Source organism: Pantoea sp. nfd-35, from assembly GCF_056892255.1.
On sequence record NZ_CP122403.1, the window covers coordinates 511485 to 527862 of the forward strand.

General features: G+C 52.6%; 15 protein-coding genes. 7 read left to right on the forward strand and 8 right to left on the reverse strand.

Annotation, left to right across the window (positions count from 1 at the left end):
- Positions 1-13: 13 nt before the first annotated feature.
- A complete protein-coding gene (gene aaeR / locus P9J57_RS02450; RefSeq protein WP_013027426.1) occupies positions 14-931 on the reverse strand; it encodes an HTH-type transcriptional activator AaeR in 918 nt (305 codons plus the stop codon).
- Between the two features lie 230 nt (positions 932-1161).
- Here aaeR and aaeX point away from each other — a divergent pair, with 230 nt between their 5' ends.
- From aaeX to P9J57_RS02480, 6 genes are all read left to right on the forward strand, one after another.
- Positions 1162-1365 carry a p-hydroxybenzoic acid efflux pump operon protein AaeX gene (gene aaeX / locus P9J57_RS02455; protein ID WP_014594732.1) on the forward strand — a complete coding sequence of 68 codons (204 nt, stop codon included), beginning with the start codon at positions 1162-1164 and terminating at the stop codon, positions 1363-1365.
- Positions 1366-1372: 7 nt separating this feature from the next.
- Complete coding sequence (aaeA, locus tag P9J57_RS02460) at positions 1373-2305, forward strand: p-hydroxybenzoic acid efflux pump subunit AaeA (RefSeq protein WP_015699409.1); 933 nt, start codon at positions 1373-1375, stop codon at positions 2303-2305.
- A gap of 9 nt (positions 2306-2314) precedes the next feature.
- A complete protein-coding gene (gene aaeB, locus P9J57_RS02465) occupies positions 2315-4267 on the forward strand; it encodes a p-hydroxybenzoic acid efflux pump subunit AaeB (RefSeq protein WP_013027423.1) in 1953 nt (650 codons plus the stop codon).
- A 110-nt stretch (positions 4268-4377) separates the two neighbouring features.
- A complete protein-coding gene (locus P9J57_RS02470) occupies positions 4378-5832 on the forward strand; it encodes an NAD-dependent succinate-semialdehyde dehydrogenase (RefSeq protein ID WP_014604890.1) in 1455 nt (484 codons plus the stop codon).
- A gap of 55 nt (positions 5833-5887) precedes the next feature.
- Positions 5888-6163, forward strand: coding sequence for a barstar family protein (locus tag P9J57_RS02475; protein ID WP_014604891.1), 276 nt, complete (start codon positions 5888-5890; stop codon positions 6161-6163).
- A gap of 143 nt (positions 6164-6306) precedes the next feature.
- Positions 6307-7275, forward strand: a complete 969-nt coding sequence (locus P9J57_RS02480; RefSeq protein ID WP_014594729.1) for an Rpn family recombination-promoting nuclease/putative transposase — start codon at positions 6307-6309, stop codon at positions 7273-7275.
- 234 nt (positions 7276-7509) lie between these two features.
- On the opposite strand, the gene yhcN (P9J57_RS02485) is transcribed toward P9J57_RS02480, so the two are convergent.
- From yhcN (P9J57_RS02485) to argR, 4 genes are all read right to left on the reverse strand, one after another.
- On the reverse strand, positions 7510-7773 hold the full coding sequence (yhcN, locus tag P9J57_RS02485) for a peroxide/acid stress response protein YhcN (protein ID WP_013027419.1): 264 nt from the start codon (positions 7771-7773) through the stop codon (positions 7510-7512).
- Positions 7774-7866: 93 nt separating this feature from the next.
- Positions 7867-8139, reverse strand: a complete 273-nt coding sequence (locus P9J57_RS02490) for a YdgH/BhsA/McbA-like domain containing protein (protein WP_015699414.1) — start codon at positions 8137-8139, stop codon at positions 7867-7869.
- Positions 8140-8213: 74 nt separating this feature from the next.
- The gene (yhcN, locus tag P9J57_RS02495) at positions 8214-8477 is read right to left on the reverse strand and encodes a peroxide/acid stress response protein YhcN (RefSeq protein ID WP_013027417.1); all 264 of its coding nucleotides are present in this window, start codon (positions 8475-8477) and stop codon (positions 8214-8216) included.
- Between the two features lie 494 nt (positions 8478-8971).
- Entirely contained in the window at positions 8972-9442 is a 471-nt protein-coding gene (argR, locus tag P9J57_RS02500) for a transcriptional regulator ArgR (protein WP_013027416.1), read from the reverse strand.
- 552 nt (positions 9443-9994) lie between these two features.
- On the opposite strand from argR, the gene mdh reads away from it, so the two are divergent.
- Positions 9995-10933, forward strand: a complete 939-nt coding sequence (gene mdh / locus P9J57_RS02505; protein WP_014594728.1) for a malate dehydrogenase — start codon at positions 9995-9997, stop codon at positions 10931-10933.
- A 47-nt stretch (positions 10934-10980) separates the two neighbouring features.
- Here the strand turns inward: mdh and mscM are convergent, their stop codons facing one another.
- The 3 genes from mscM to rsgA form a co-directional block, all read right to left on the reverse strand.
- Entirely contained in the window at positions 10981-14316 is a 3336-nt protein-coding gene (mscM, locus tag P9J57_RS02510) for a miniconductance mechanosensitive channel MscM (RefSeq protein ID WP_483279375.1), read from the reverse strand.
- Between the two features lie 5 nt (positions 14317-14321).
- Positions 14322-15218: an archaetidylserine decarboxylase gene (asd, locus tag P9J57_RS02515; RefSeq protein ID WP_014604894.1), complete on the reverse strand. Its 897-nt coding sequence runs from the start codon at positions 15216-15218 to the stop codon at positions 14322-14324.
- 92 nt (positions 15219-15310) lie between these two features.
- Complete coding sequence (gene rsgA / locus P9J57_RS02520) at positions 15311-16360, reverse strand: small ribosomal subunit biogenesis GTPase RsgA (protein ID WP_013027412.1); 1050 nt, start codon at positions 16358-16360, stop codon at positions 15311-15313.
- Positions 16361-16378 lie beyond the last annotated feature (18 nt).

The following is a 16378-nucleotide window of genomic DNA, read 5'->3' on the forward strand; positions in this document are numbered from 1 at the left end:
AACTGGCGGGTTTTTAGCTTTTGCGGTGCTGTTTGTACTGCTCGGCAACCTGCTCGAAATACTGCGTCAGATAGTCGATGCAAACCTGCACTTTCAGCGGCAGCTTGTCTCTTTCAGTATAAAGCGCATAAACCGGTCGTGGGTCAGATTGGTACTGCGGGAACAAAATATCAATCTCACCTTTCTTGATTTCATCCGCCACCCACATCATCGGGACATAGGCGATGCCATTACCGGCCTTAAGCCAGCGGATGAGCGTCTGAGAGTCATTGGTGACAAAACGCCCCTGCGGTGATAAACGCGTAACGATGCCTTCGGGGGCAATCAGCTCAAAATTGTTATCTGGCCTTACGCTGTATTCCAGCCAGGCAAATTTAGTGATATCGCCAGGTTTCTCCGGCGTCCCATGCTGCGTCAGATAGTGTTTAGCGGCACAGACCACCATTGGCATCGCCCCGAGTCGGCGCGAGAACAGGCTCGAATCCTTTAAAGCGCCCACCCGGATCACCACGTCCAGCCCATCCGCGATTAAATCTGGCGCAGGAATACCGGTGACCAGGTTGACGCTCAGCCCCGGGTAATCACGCAGCATATCGCTCGTCATACCGGCCAGCACGTTCTGTGCCATCGTGGAAGAGCTGCCAATGCGTAGTACGCCGATCGGCGTGTTATTAAAGGCATAAAGCTGTTCGTGAACCTGGTTAGCCTCTGCCAGCATACGGCGACAGCCCTGATAGTAGATTTTACCGGCTTCAGTGAGCCCAATGCTGCGCGTACTGCGGTTGAGTAACTTTACCTGCAGCGCATCTTCCAGTTTGGCGACAATCTGGCTAATTGATGACACGCTAAGGTGAAGCTGTCGTGCGGCCGCAGTAAAAGAACCCAGTTCAACTACTTTGGCAAAAATCGACATACCTTTGAGTCGTTCCATTGTTTACTCTGGCTAAAAAGTGATTTAGATCACATTCAGTAGAAAACGTATAGTTAAGCGCGTTACTATATGTCGACCGGGGTATGACCTGGCGACGCTTCATTACCTGAAAACACCCGATGATACGCTATTATTAAGTCAGCCGTAGTTCAGATGTGGCTTATGGCGCGCAGGCGTTTGCGTCCTTCAGGCGGTGAATTATCCCGGCCGTATCGAACTAAGGATTTTTAATGAGTGTACTTCCGGTATTTGTCATGTTTGGGCTCTCTTTTCCGCCCATTTTCATCGAACTCATCGTTTCGCTCATGCTGTTCTGGATGGTGAAACGCGTGCTGACGCCCAGCGGTATCTACGATCTTGTCTGGCATCCGGCACTCTTCAATACAGCCCTTTACTGCTGTGTATTTTATCTGGTATCCCGTTTATTTGTTTGAGGTTTACGTGAACACGCTTATAAGAAAAATCGCGCGTTACGCGATCACCATCCTGCTGGTCATCATCGCCGTCATTATCATATTCCGTGCCTGGGTGTTCTATACCGAATCCCCCTGGACACGCGATGCAAGGTTTGCGGCCGATGTGGTCGCTATTTCACCTGATGTCACCGGGTTAATTACCGAGGTTCCCGTTCACGACAACCAACGGGTTAAAAAAGGTGACACGCTGTTTGTGGTCGATCGTCCACGGTACCAAAAAGCGTTAGATGAAGCGCAGGCTGATGTGGAATATTACCAGGCACTGGTTAATGAAAAACGCCGTGAGGCCGGACGTCGAAACCGACTCGGGACCTCTGCGATGTCACGCGAAGCCATTGAGCAGTCCAACAACGATCTGCAAACCAGTGAACATCAACTGGCAAAATCTGTCGCTACCCGCGATCTGGCTAAGATCGACCTGGAACGAACCACGATCACCGCGCCGTCAGATGGATGGGTGACGAACCTGAACGTCTACCAGGGCGAATTCATTACGCGGGGAGCGGTTGCCGTGGCGCTGGTACAGCAGCGCTCATTTTACGTGCTGGCTTATCTCGAAGAGACCAAGCTGCATGGTGTGCGCCCCGGCTTTCGGGCCGAGATCACGCCATTGGGCAGCAATGTGACGCTGCGCGGTACGGTTGACAGCATCGCGGCAGGCGTGACCAACAGCAGCAGCAGCGTTGACAGTAAAGGAATGGCAACGGTCCAGTCTAACCTGGAGTGGGTACGCCTGGCGCAGCGCGTACCGGTTCGCATCCGTCTTGACCAGGACCCCGGCAATCACTATCCGGCCGGAACGACAGCGACCGTGGTCATCACTGGCACAGAGGATCGTCAGCATACTGATACATCGCCCATCATGTCCTTCTTTAACCGTCTGCGTGAGTTTGGTTAAGAGGACGCTATGACTGAGTTCCTGCGGTTCCCGATAAAGCTGACTTTTGCGCTGGTTGCGGCGCTGATGATCGGCTTTCATCTTAACCTTGAAACCCCCCGCTGGGCCGTCATGACGGCGGGCATTGTGGCAGGCGGGACGGCGTTTGCGGCAGGCGGCGATCCCTATTCGGGCGCATTACGCTATCGCGGTATTCTTCGTATCATCGGAACCTTTATTGGCTGTGTCGCCGCGCTGGTCATCATGATTGCGACCGTACGCGCACCGGTAGTCATGTTGCTGTTGTGTTGTATTTGGGCGGGTTTCTGCGTATGGCTGTCTTCGCTGATCAAGGTTGAAAACTCCTATGCGCTCGGACTGGCTGGTTACACCGCGTTAATTATTGTCGTGACGGCGAATGCCAGTGGTGGGCTGACGCTGGTCCCGCAATATGCCGTGGAACGCTGTAGCGAGATCATTTTAGGGATCCTGTGCGCCATTCTGGCCGATATGATTTTCTCGCCACGTTCGATTAAAAAAGTGATTGATGCTGAAGTTGACTCGCTGCTGGTGGCGCATTACAGGTTGCTGCAGCTGTGCGTGGCGCATGAGGACAAAGAAGAAGTCGATAAAGCCTGGGGGGCTTTGGTACGGCGTACCACGGCGCTCAGCAGTATGCGTAGCCAGTTGATGATGGAGTCTTCGCGCTGGCAGAATACCAGTCGACGGCTGCAAATGCTGAACACTCTGTCACTGACGATGATTACCCAGGCGGCTGAAACCTTTTTAATTCAAAACTCACGGCCTGACTACATTGCAACGCAGTATCGTGTGTTAATGGAGAAAGAGGCAGCGACGGCAGAAGACGTACACAAGCGTATGAAAGCGCTGCGACGGTTAATTGCCGTCAGCAGTAAAACGGTCCCCGAGACACTGGAAAGCTGGGTTGAGGCAGCAACGGAATATCAGTTGCTGACGCATGGCATCAAAAGTAACGGCCGTATCACAGCGCTGGAGGAGGGGATTCTTCAGCGCGAGGTCGTGATTCAGGCGCGTTCTGCTGAAAACCACCATGCGATGATTAACGGTGTTCGCACCTTTGTAGCGACTGCGCTCGGTTCGCTGTTCTGGCTCTATACCGGCTGGACATCAGGTAGCGGCTGTATGGTCATGTTGGGCGTGATTACGGCACTGGCGATGCGCATGCCCAATCCGCTCATGATGGCTAAAGACTTTGTTTACGGTATGACGGTGGCGGTCCCGCTGGGCGCACTCTATTTCATGTATATTTTGCCCAACACCCAACAAAGTGCCGTGCTGCTGTGCATTGCCATTGGCCTGTTAGGGTTTATTTCCGGCATTTTAATTCAGCGCAGGCAGATTGGTACGCTGGGAGCCATGGTCGGCACAATCAACGTGCTGGTGCTGGATAATCCGATGCAGTTCAACTTTACGCAGTTTATCGACAATGCGCTGGGACAGTGGATCGGCAGCTTCGTTGCGTTGATGGTCATCCTGTTGATTCGGGATAAGTCCAAAGCGCGCACGGGCCGTAAATTGCTCAACCGCTTCATGTATGCGGCGGTCTCGGCGATGACCACTAACCAGGCTCGCCGTCGTGAAAACCATCTTCCGGCACTCTATCAGCAGCTCTTTTTACTGCTTAACCTGTTCCCGGGTGACATCGACAAATATCGCATTGCCCTGACCTTAATCATTGGTCATCAGCGATTACGTGCTGCCGATGTGCCGGTTAATGCCGATCTGTCTGCGTATCATCGCCAGCTGCGCCACACGGCGGATCGGATCATCTCGGTACGCAGTGACGAAAAGCGCCGTTACTATTTCGAACGGTTACTCAAAGAGCTGGATGTCTATCAGCACAAGCTGGCGCACTATGACGCCCCAACCAGCGTGACCGAGCCGGTAACGCGACTGGCTGAGATGCTGAAAAAATATCAAAATACGCTCGTCCAAATCTGAATTATGGCCGCGGCAAGCGCTGGCGGCCATGATGATCCCCCGTGTTACCTGACCTGTCATTTTTGCCATCTATACTTTCCTGACAGATGACAAACCGACAGGAGCACCTAATGCATTCTTCACTGCACGACAGCGAACTGTTCCAGACAGGCTATCTGGTAAACGGGCAATGGCTGCGTACCACGTCTACCTTTGACGTGACGAATCCTGCCACGGGCGAGGTCGTCGCTCAGGTGGCAAAAGCAGGAAAAACGGAAACGGAAGCTGCAATAAAGGCTGCCCAGGATGCTTTCCCAGCGTGGCGAGCACAGACCGCCAAGGGGCGTTCAGAACTGCTGTACCGCTGGTATAGGTTAATCATTGAACACAAACGCTGGCTGGCTGAGTTAATGACAACGGAGCAAGGCAAGCCGCTCAAGGAAGCAGAAGGCGAAGTGGAATATGCCGCCAGCTTTATTCAATGGTTCGCCGAGCAGGCTAAACGGGCTAACGGTGAAATCATCCCTCCTGCTAAAGCGGGCTCGCGCATTCTGGCAACCCGTGAGCCGGTCGGCGTCGTCGCCGCTATCACGCCCTGGAATTTCCCTATGGCGATGCTGACACGTAAGTTAGGCCCGGCGCTGGCAGCGGGATGTACAGGCATTATTAAACCCGCGAATAACACACCGCTTTCCGCATTTGCCTTACTGGCGCTGGCAAAAAAAGCCGGCATCCCTGATGGCGTGCTTAACGGTGTAGCAGGCGACACGCATGCCATTAGCGATGCCATTATGGCCAGCAAAGCCGTACGTAAAATTTCCTTTACCGGTTCCACGGCAGTGGGGAAAACGCTAATGCGTAACGCTGCTGAAACCATGAAAAAAGTTTCGATGGAACTGGGCGGTAATGCGCCCTATATCGTCTTTGAAGATGCGGATATCGATGCAGCCGTGCAGGGAGCCATCGCCAATAAATTCCGCAATGCCGGTCAGGTTTGTGTCAGCGTTAACCGCTTTTTCATTCACAGTGCAGTTTACGAACGTTTTACGACCCAACTGGCCGCTGAAGTGGATAAGCTTAGCGTCGGAAACGGCATGGATAATGGCGTGGTCGTCGGCCCGTTAATCGAATCATCCGCATTAGAAAAAGTCGAAGAGCATGTCAAAGATGCCATTGCTCAGGGCGGAAAAGTGCTGACGGGTGGTCAGCGGCACGCGCTGGGCGGAAATTTTTGGCAGCCAACGGTCATTGTTGAGGCACATGAAGGCATGAAACTGGCTCAGGAAGAAACGTTTGGGCCGGTGGCAGCCTGTTTCCGCTTTGATGACGAAGAAGAGGTTATCCGTCGTGCCAACCAGACGGAATACGGGCTGGCGGCGTATTTTTATACGCAAAACCTGCAGCGGGTATTCCGGGTCTCTGCCGCGCTCGAAAGTGGAATGATTGGCATCAATGAGTGTGCGGTCTCGACAGAGTTGGCCCCCTTTGGCGGCGTGAAAGAGTCTGGTCTGGGACGTGAAGGATCGGTACTGGGGATGGATGAGTACCTGGAGGTCAAAGCGCTGCACCTCGGCGGGTTAAGTTAGATGAATATCCGGGCGGCGCAGGGCCGCCCAGAACCGGATAACGGGAGTCGCCAGTATGAGAGTCGAGCGTTTTGATTTTAATGAGATTGTCGATCAGGCCCATTTTTTACGGCAATTTTGCGAACGCTTTGCTTTAAAGGCGTACGCCATCTGTGATTTGGATGGATTGTGGGACATCATTGTCTGCAAAGGTTTACCTCTCCCCCTGAAAATAGAGTTTGTGAATTTAGGACAAGGGCAGAAGCGGCGATATGGAGCCTTAATTCTGCTGTTCGACGAGGCGGAAGAGGAGCTGGAAGGACAACTGCAATTTAACGTAATAGAGCGTTAACAGCGTTGAAGACCGACTAACGTGTATTATCGGGTCGCCCACGTGCGAGAAATTCCTCGAGAGCTCTCGCAACGTCACCGTTTGCTGACGCTGAGCATTTTCAGGTCGTGCTAACCTGCCACCTCATCATCAGGACAGGTTACATGAAAAGTAAAAATGGCACGCCCACGCCCCATGATGCGACATTCCGTCAATTTTTGTCCCAGCCCACCATTGCCCGTGATTTTATGGCATTGCATCTTCCGGCAGAGTTTCTCGCGCTGTGCGATCTGGATACGTTAAAACTGGAATCTGGCGCTTTTGTGGAAGAGGACTTACGGCAATATTTTAGCGATATACTGTACAGTCTAAAAACCACAAGCCGCGATGATGGCTATATCCATGTGTTGATTGAACATCAGTCATCACCTGACAGGCATATGGCATTCAGACTGATGCGTTATGCCATTGCGGCAATGCAGCGGCACCTGGATGCCGGGCACAAAAAACTCCCGTTAGTCATTCCGATTTTATTCTACAGTGGCAAACGCAGTCCCTATCCCTATAGTACCCGCTGGCTGGACGAATTTTCGATTCCCGCCTTCGCCAGTCGGCTCTACAGCAACGCTTTTCCGCTAGTGGACGTGACGGTGATTCCTGATGAGGAGATTGTCGGCCACCGCAGCATGGCTGCATTAACACTGCTGCAAAAGCATATTCATCAAAGAGATTTAGCAGAACTCATCGATAAGCTGGCCCCTGTCACACTGGCGGGTTATCTCTCTTCATCACAGGTTATATCGTTGGTAAACTATCTTTTACAGGCGGGCGAAACCGCGGACGCTGACCTTTTCGTCAGAACGCTGGCGCAGCGGGTGCCGCAACATGAGGATGCATTGATGACCATCGCACAACAGCTTGAGCAGAAAGGCATTGAAAAGGGGATGGAAAAGGGCCTGGAAGAGGGCCTTCAGCTTGGTGAACAACGTGGCCTGGTGAAAGGCCGCAGTGAGGGAGAACGGTCGGCTGCACTAAAAATCGCGCGAACAATGCTGCAAAACGGTTTGCCTCCCAGCCTTGTCGCAGAGATGACCGGACTGTCAGACGATGATTTGGCGCAGATTGCCCATTGATATATTGCGCCTTAGGTCTGTGATTTACGGTACTGTTGACAGCGTATTAATCCCCCGCGTAAGCCAGACTTCTTCTGCTCATGTCGTTTTATGTCGCTGAATCCCGTCGATTAACATTGGCGGATGAAGGCTGCCTTTGCTTACCCCCTGTCACAGTTCACTCACCGCGCGTTTCAGGCAAAAAAAAGCCCCGGCGAGCGGGGCTAAAGGGTTCGTCATACGTCAGACGAGGAACTATTTATACAGCTGCGCGGTGATGTGGTAGCTGTCACCGGTATTAGCCTCAATAATTTTATAGGCACTTGCGCCTTGTTCATCCGCTTTCTGGGACAGCTGGGCGCGATAGTCGATAGGTGAACCCGCAACGCCACTGATGCTTACGGTTCCTGCAGGTTGCAGATTCTGCGTTTGATCGGCCGTGACGAGCTGCGCTGCTGAAGCGCCAAAAGCGATCACGGAGAGCAGACTCATCGTTGCGATGGTTGATTTGATGTTCATGATTTATTCCTCATAGCAATCAACAACCTGCGGAATGGCATACATAGAGCGGGTCATCGATTTTGTCAGGGCGGCAACATTGCCGCAGATGAATTATTTATACAGTTCGGCGGTGACGTGGAAGGTATCGTCACGGTTGTTCTCAATCACGCGGTAATGGCCTGCACCTTGTGCATCCGCTTTCTCAGACAGTACCTGGCGGATGTTGGTCTGGTCGCCATTGATACCGCTTACGCTAATTGTTTGGTTTAGCGGCTGCAGATTCATGTCTTGCGCCTGCTGATTTGTGACCATGCTAGCGGCATTGGCACCAAAAGAGAGCAGTGAGGCCACGCCCAGCGCGGCAATCGTTAATTGGATTTTCATCATTCATTCTCCGGTAAGGATGTTTAACCAGCGGTCGCATTGGGACCGCTGGTTACCTGTCAGGTCCTGCGAGTTTATTTGTACAGCTCAGCCGTCGCGTGGTAGTTGCCGTCGTTATAGGCCTCAATAACACGGAAAGCTTTCGCGCCTTGTTGATCGGCTTTATCGCTCAGTTGCTGTCTGATATCGGATGGCGCGCCGGCCACACCGCTCACGCTTACCGTGCCAACAGGCTGCAGATTTTGTGCTTGTGAAGCAGAAATATAATCTGCTGCAGAAGCGCCGAATGACAGGGCAGATAAAATGCTCAAGGCAGCGATGGTAGATTTAGTTTTCATAAAAGATGTCCTCGTCCTGGTTGTTCTTCTTTTTTATTAGTGTGATTCACATCACGAAACTAAGTATAGGACTAATAACGGCAGAAATTAATACCTGCCTAATAATGTTTTGTTGATGCAATTTAACCATTTGGGATTTTTTAATAACTAAAAGTTATTAAAAATGGCTAAAATGCCACTACAGATGGGTAATTACGCATAAAAACAGTAAGATACGTTACTTTAACTTTTAGTGCGAAAAATCATGGTTGATCTGGCTGCTTATCTGTTTTGGTCTGGGTGATGACGCCAGTATTTGAATGTAAAGCAGTGTAAAATAGCGCGTAATGTTAAAGGTGGCAAAGGGTATGACCAATATTTTATGCGCTGAAAACGACGCGGCTAAAGAGTAATGCCTTGAAAAGTAACGTATCGGCTGAAAGAGAGCTGACAGAAGGAAGAGGGGGATAACGGGCAGAATAAACCGGCGATGTGCTGCCGGTTAGCGGGAACGACTATAGCTCTTGTTCAAACAGGACGAGGATAGCATCGTGAAGTTGTTTGACGGTAAAGGCGCGTGCCGGCGTGATAAAAATGGTGTCATCACCCGCAATCGTCCCCAGAATCCCCTCAGATTTACCCAGAGAATCCAGCAGGCGAGCGATCAGCTGCGCTGCGCCAGGGCTGGTATGGATCACGACCAGCGCATCATTGTAGTCAATATCCAGAACCAGATTCTTCAATGGACTGGTTGTTGTCGGCACGCCCAGCTCGGCAGGCAAACAGTACACCATCTCCATTTTGGCATTGCGGGTCCGCACCGCGCCAAACTTTGTCAGCATCCGGGAAACTTTGGACTGGTTGATGTTCTCAAAGCCGTCTTCCTGAAGCGCCTGAACAATTTCGCCCTGAGAACTGAATTTTTCTTCTTTTAATAAAGCCTTGAAGGCTTTGATCAGATCGTCTTGTTTCGATGGGTTTCGCATAATTTACCAGTAAATGTAAGAAAAACCGCGGAACAGACCGCAGCAAAGTCATTATTATGCATATAAATGAATTTTTATGCAATTGGTTGTTAATTGAACGGGGCGGTATCCATGGCGGGCGGCGATAATAGCAAAGAATTTACTCAGACCAAAACCCAGCTCACAGCCTGGAAAGGCAAAGGTTGCAAAGCTGTTATATTATTGATGAGGTAAGAAAATAAAAATTTACACTGCCGTTCTCTGTCTGCCGACGTCAAGGTTGTCGATTTCAGGTGATACCGGCCAACTCCCGCGCAACAGTTGGAGAGAAATCCCGTCACCGTCGTCGGCGCTTACCTGAGGTAGCCCTGACACGGCAAACAGGTTAGCTCGTTGTCTGCAACGCAGGATGAGGACGATATAGCGATGATAAGTAAGTTTTAAAATCCCGAGACTGCGGGCATTAGCGCGTAAAATAGTCTCGGATACCCGTCATCACCTGAGCAGTTGATTAAGGTCTGACACAGATGGAATTTCGGCTCTTCTCTGCCCCACCTTAATAAGGAGTTATGAATGAAAGTTGCCGTACTCGGTGCCGCTGGTGGCATAGGCCAGGCGCTAGCACTTCTACTCAAAACCCAGCTTCCCGCAGGTTCAGAACTTTCTCTCTACGACATCGCGCCCGTCACGCCTGGCGTCGCGGTCGATCTCAGCCACATTCCTACCGCAGTTAACGTTAAGGGTTTTAGTGGGGAAGATGCCACCCCGGCTTTAAAAGGTGCGGATGTCGTGCTCATCTCTGCTGGGGTAGCGCGTAAGCCTGGTATGGATCGGGCCGATTTGTTTAACGTCAATGCCGGCATCGTGCGTAATTTGATTGAGCAGGTTGCTACGACAGCGCCGAAAGCGTTAATTGGGGTGATCACCAATCCGGTTAACACGACGGTGGCGATTGCGGCCGAGGTCCTGAAGAAACACGGTGTTTATGACAAGAATCGACTGTTTGGCGTGACAACGCTGGACATTATTCGCGCCAATACCTTTGTCGCTGAGCTGAAAGGCAAACAGCCTGGCGAGGTGAACGTGCCCGTGGTGGGGGGACACTCAGGCGTCACTATTCTGCCATTACTGTCCCAGGTTGCGGGCGTCAGCTTTAGCGATCAGGAAGTGGCTGACCTCACCAAACGTATTCAAAACGCCGGTACAGAAGTGGTGGAAGCGAAAGCCGGTGGGGGGTCAGCAACGTTATCCATGGGGCAGGCCGCCGCCCGTTTCGGTTTATCGCTGGTACGTGCCTTAAACGGCGAAGCGAACGTTGTGGAGTGTGCCTACGTGGAAGGCGATGGCGAGCATGCCCGCTTCTTCTCTCAGCCCCTGCTGTTAGGTAAAAACGGCGTGGCGGAGCGTAAGCCTGTTGGTGCCCTTAGCCCGTTCGAACAGCAGGCGCTGGATGGCATGCTGGAAACACTGAAAAAAGATATCGCGCAGGGCGAAGCTTTTGTGAAGCAATAACCCCCGCAGCCCGAACAGGAAAGCGCCCGGTCAGACCGGGCGTTTTTTTATAATCCGCCTGATTTAAAAGTCCGCGTCGTCGACGCACCATTTCCGGCAGGCGTTTTTCTGCTTAAGGTTTCTACCCGCATCTGGAAGGGTGGGAAAGGCATTTCGATACCATGTTCTGCAAAGCCGTGCAGAATAAGCTGATGCAGTTCATGGCGAAGCGGCATGCGATGGCCCATTTCAGCGGCGTGTACGCGTAGCTCAAATAACTGTATTCCCTGCTGCAGGTCAACCAGAAACACTTCCGGCGGCGGTGTATCCAGAACGTAGCTACAACGTTCTGCAGCCAGCTTCAGCAACGTGGTGACCTCCTCGCTGCTTACCTGTGCGGGAGCGGGTATGGTCAGCACGACGCGCGTGACGGAGTCCGACAGCGACCAGTTAACAAACTGTTCTGTAATAAAGGCCTTATTAGGCACGATGATCTCTTTGCGATCCCAGTCTGTAATTGTCGTGGCGCGGGTATTGATGCGCGTAATGCTGCCGGTCAGATCGCGAATAGTAACGGTATCGCCAATACGAATGGGTTTTTCAAACAAAATAATCAGGCCGGAGATAAAGTTCGCAAAAATCTCCTGCAGGCCAAATCCCAACCCAACGCCCAGGCCGGTCACCAGCCATTGCAGCTTGGACCATTCAATCCCAATCAATGAGAAGCAGAGCAAGCCACCAATTAGCAGCAGCAAATACTTGGTCAGCGTGGTAATGGCATAGCCGGTGCCTGGCGACAAATCAAGATGCTGCAGCAGGGCCAGCTCAAGGAGGGCCGGCATATTGCGCACCAGCTGCGTCGTAATCACGAACACCAGGATGGCGATCAGAACGGCGCCCAGCGTAATGGGTTGAATACTCTCCACGCCCTGAACGGAGGTGTTGACATCCCATAAACGAATATTCTCAAGGAAACCAAACGCAGAGTGGATTTCCGACCACAGGACAATGACTGACACCAGCGCAATCAGCGTCAGGATTGACCTGACCAGGCGCAGTGACTGAGCACTGATGGCGTCCAAATCAATCACGGGCTCTTCTATTTCAATAACGTCAGTATTTTGCGCCTGATCTTTTTCTTCTTCGTTGCGCGCGCGATTGGCCAGCATATCGGCCCGGCGCTGGCGTGCGCGATCGAACCCCAGCCTGCGTCGTTGAATCAGCATCCAGCGGCGAATGATATGGTAAATAACCAGCAGGAAAAACCAGATTGCCACCGAGGTTTCCAGACGTGCCAGCAGCGCCTGCGCTGTTTCAAGGTAACCAATCATGGAGGCCAGCGCGGCCAGCAATGGAATGGCGATCATAATATTCCACAGCAGGCGGTTAATCATGTTTTCGCCGTTGCCCTCTTTATCAAGATAAAGAGGGATCCCTGCACGTTTTAGACTTACCGTAACAAGACTCAGGGCGCCACAGATCAAAATAAAACACAGTCGGCCCAGGGTGGCAGAGAAAAGACGATCGTCAAGGTTATCAAAGGTGATCAGCAGCATAATCAGCGGCACGATCAGGCCAATACTCAACGAGTAGTAACGCATGGCACGCGCAACGCGTACCTGCGGCCAGCGGAAATGCACAATGAACAAACCGTTGGCGCGGGCAAACTGGGCGCTGACCATGAATATCCACAGCAGAGGCAGCGTCGCCGTAATGCCATCGCCGATAGCAACGGCTACCGGATACGGCCAGGCGTTTTGCAGCCCGTATCCCAGGGTTGCCCAAAGCACAGGAAGCGGAAGCGCGACCAGAATTGACCAGAAAACAGTGCGGATGGTCAGGCGGAAGCGATCCTGGGTGACCTTACCAACCTTACTGGCTGAGCGTTCCAAAAAAGCGTTGAAGTGACGGCGTGTACTCAGGCTAAAACCGACCAGCAACACGGCACCCAAAATGGGCAGGACGGTGCTGCGGCTGGTAAACATCATTGCCAGAGCTTTGCCAAGCTGCCCAAGCGTATCCAGCGTAAGCAGGTGCGACAGGCCTTTAGCCACGTCCAGAGGATAGCTCAATGAAATGGGGCTGACATCTGCTGTCCAGAACAGATAGCGGTGCGTGGCGTCTTTGACTTCGGTTAACGCATCCTGAAGCTGCGTATTGGCGACCTTGAGTTTAGTGATTTCCAGAATCAGCGTATCGCAGCCGGATATCAGGGAGTTCAGCAATTCTCGCTGCGTTTTTAACTGTGCATCCAGAATGCGCTTTTGGTCGCTGGTAAAAGGCTGCCCGTCCGCCAGATGTGCTTTGCGAAGCGCATTCTGTCGTTCCAGAAGATCTTCATAATGCAGGCGCTGAACGCGCAGCTGTGCCATTTCATTATCGATTTGCTGAGATTTCGGCATATCGGGTAAACGCGCCACCTGTGCCCGAAGCGCATCGCCGAGCAGGTTAGAGGCACCCAGCCACTGGGATTGTTCCCGCAACGTTGCCAGCGCCTGACGGACCTGAATAATTTGATTGGTGGCGAGGCGCTGTTGCGATGCCACCAGATCCATGCGCTGTGCCTGCTGATTCAGCGCACCGGACAAATCGCGGTTAACCCGAAACTGCTCACTGATCTCGGGCGGTAAATCACCACTGTTTTCCGCCAGCTGTTCCGTACGCGCCAGCGCCGTTTCGGCCTCGCGCTGACGTTGTTCATTCAGTTGATTACGTAAAGCCTGCAGATAATTATCAAGCTGGGTCACTTTGCGCTGATGCACCTCGGCGCGCATGCGAGCCAGCTCCTGGCGATTGTTGGCCGACAACTGCGCCAGCTCATACTCATCGACTTTGGCTTTATTGGCGGCATTTTCTGCCTGGCGAGCCACCAGTTGGGCCTGACCTACTGGAGTGGCAGCGCTGCCGGCACTCTGTAAGCGCCGTTCGCTCTCGGTCAGTGCCCGGCGCGCTTCCGTTTGCTGCTGTGGCAACTGCGACAGGGAATCACTGATCTCTCTGGCACGGTCCTGCTCCTGCTGGGCCTGGCGTCCTTCTTCAATCAGCTGACTGCTGATTTGCAGAATCTCTTGTTCCAGCTCTGCGCTGCTCATCGTGCTGCGCACGGTTTTAGCGTTGTCGTTAAGCGTGGCGATTTGCTGCCTTAACTCGCGGGCAAGGCGCGGAAAATCGTCAATAACCTGTTGATACTGTTGTGCGCGTTCGAGGGCATCATCGCGTTCAGAGAGCGAGGCCAGTGCGGCTTCCAGTGACTGAATTTGTTCAGTTTGCGAGGGGGCATTTTTAGTGGCTTTGACCTCTTCCAGCTGCTGTTTGAGCTGGCTGGCATCAGGCAGGCTGGCGGCTAGCGTAGAAGAGCTGAGCCAGAGGCTCAGCAGCAGACAAAAGATCGAACGCACGAACATAGGTTCTACTCGACAGCGTCAGGCGCGGTAGTCGTCAGTGGAAGGGCGAGCGCTAAAGGTTGGCCCAGTCGAACCTTACTTTCCGCCTCAAGGCTTTCCGCCAGCTTGATTCGGCCAGGCGCGAACAGGTTGATTACCGTAGAACCCAGTTTAAAGCGGCCCATTTCCTGACCTTTGAGTAATACCACGGCACCGTCATGATCGGCGGCCGGGTAATGCCAGCGTTTAATAATGCCTTCGCGCGGCGGTGTGACGGTGCCTGCCCAAACGGTTTCAATGCTGCCGACAATCGTTGCGCCCACCAGGATCTGCACCATCGGGCCCATATCGGTTTCAAAGTAACAAATTACGCGCTCGTTACGGGCAAAGAGGTTAGGGATGTTACGTGCGGTCAGCGGATTAACGGAGTAAAGATCGCCCGGTACATAGATCATCTCACGCAGGATGCCGTTACAAGGCATGTGGACGCGGTGATAATCACGCGGTGCCAGGTAAGTGGTCGCAAATTCCCCCTCACGAAACTGTGCCGCCATATGCTCATTACCGGCGAGCAGGGCGTCGATCGTGTAGTAATGGCCTTTCGCCTGGAAAATCTGATCGCCTTCAATATGGCCAAGCTGGCTGATCGCGCCGTCAGCAGGCAGAACGATCAGGCTGGCATCGGGATCGATTGGGCGTGCATCGTCCTTTAACGGACGAACAAAGAAATCGTTAAAGGTGCGGTAGCTGGCGGTATCCGGTTTCCGTGCTTCAGCCATATCGACTTTGTAAAACCAGACAAAAATATCAATGACCAGCTTCGTCAGCCAGCCGCCGCGACGGCTGGCTCCCCAACCCGCAAGTTCAGTCAGCCATTTTTTTGGAAGAATGTGATTCAAGCCGAGTTTAAAACGATCAAACACCCTAGCCTCCTGGCTATCTTTCATAACATTGACAAAAAGGGAGCGGATTGTAACAGCGCCCCAGTCAGATGGCGAATACGCCGTTACGGGCCTTAATCTTCACTCTCGGCGAAGTTTTTCCGGGTTTTCATTTGCGCCATGCTTTCAAGAATACGGTGGTAGTTATAGAAGCGTGATTGATCGATTTTGCCGTTTTCAACGGCTTCACGAATCGCACAGCCCGGATCGGTGTCATGCTTACAGTCACGAAACTTACAATCGCCTAAGAACGCACGGAATTCGACAAATCCACGCGTGATTTGTTCCGGCTCAAGATGCCACAAACCAAACTCACGGACACCCGGAGAATCAATCACATCCCCGCCCTCGGGGAAATGATAAAGCCGGGATGCGGTCGTGGTATGTTGGCCCAGTCCGGAAACATCGGAAACATCATTCGTCAGAATGGCGGTGTCCTGCTGTTGATCGAAGCCAAGCAGGGCGTTCAGCAGGCTGGACTTACCTACGCCGGACTGCCCGGCAAAGATACTTATCCGGTCAGTTAAGGCTGCCTGCAGTGCATTCAAACCCTCTTTCACATGGCTGGAAACCATCAATACCCGATAACCGATCTTGCGGTAAATCTCCATCTGCTCGTCAACAAACGCACGTGCGTTGTCATCCAGCAGATCGATTTTGTTCAGCACCAGCAGGGGCTCAATATCCAGTGTTTCGCTGGCGACCAGATAACGGTCGATAATATTCAGTGACAGCTCTGGCAGAATCGCGGACACGATAATAATTTGATCGATGTTTGCGGCGATGGGTTTGACGCCATCGTAGAAATCGGGGCGCGTCAGCACGCTGGTGCGTTCGTGCACCGCTTCAACAATACCTTTACCGCCGTTTAGCGCGGGACGCCATACCACCCGATCGCCGGTGACCAGCGAACGAATCGTACGACGTATATTGCAACGGTGGGTAAGGCCAGCACTGTCCTCGACATCGGCATGCATGCCAAATCGGCTGACCACCACGCCCTCTGCGTCCTGACCAAACAAATTATCGTCCGCTTCCGGGCGCGTTTTGCGCTGGTTCAAACGACGATCGTGGTTAGCGCTTACGCGACGTTGTTGACCTTTAGACAGTTTATTTTTACTCACTCACCCTCACCGTTTAGC

Bases quoted from the DNA above. Each gene is read 5' to 3' on its own strand.
- aaeR (WP_013027426.1), bottom strand. From the start codon at position 931: ATGGAACGACTCAAAGGTATGTCGATTTTTGCCAAAGTAGTTGAACTG.
- P9J57_RS02470 (WP_014604890.1), top strand. From the start codon at position 4,378: ATGCATTCTTCACTGCACGACAGCGAACTGTTCCAGACAGGCTATCTG.
- aaeX (WP_014594732.1), top strand. From the start codon at position 1,162: ATGAGTGTACTTCCGGTATTTGTCATGTTTGGGCTCTCTTTTCCGCCC.
- mscM (WP_483279375.1), bottom strand. From the start codon at position 14,316: ATGTTCGTGCGTTCGATCTTTTGTCTGCTGCTGAGCCTCTGGCTCAGC.
- yhcN (WP_013027419.1), bottom strand. From the start codon at position 7,773: ATGAACATCAAATCAACCATCGCAACGATGAGTCTGCTCTCCGTGATC.
- P9J57_RS02475 (WP_014604891.1), top strand. From the start codon at position 5,888: ATGAGAGTCGAGCGTTTTGATTTTAATGAGATTGTCGATCAGGCCCAT.
- yhcN (WP_013027417.1), bottom strand. From the start codon at position 8,477: ATGAAAACTAAATCTACCATCGCTGCCTTGAGCATTTTATCTGCCCTG.
- P9J57_RS02480 (WP_014594729.1), top strand. From the start codon at position 6,307: ATGAAAAGTAAAAATGGCACGCCCACGCCCCATGATGCGACATTCCGT.
- P9J57_RS02490 (WP_015699414.1), bottom strand. From the start codon at position 8,139: ATGAAAATCCAATTAACGATTGCCGCGCTGGGCGTGGCCTCACTGCTC.
- argR (WP_013027416.1), bottom strand. From the start codon at position 9,442: ATGCGAAACCCATCGAAACAAGACGATCTGATCAAAGCCTTCAAGGCT.
- mdh (WP_014594728.1), top strand. From the start codon at position 9,995: ATGAAAGTTGCCGTACTCGGTGCCGCTGGTGGCATAGGCCAGGCGCTA.
- aaeB (WP_013027423.1), top strand. From the start codon at position 2,315: ATGACTGAGTTCCTGCGGTTCCCGATAAAGCTGACTTTTGCGCTGGTT.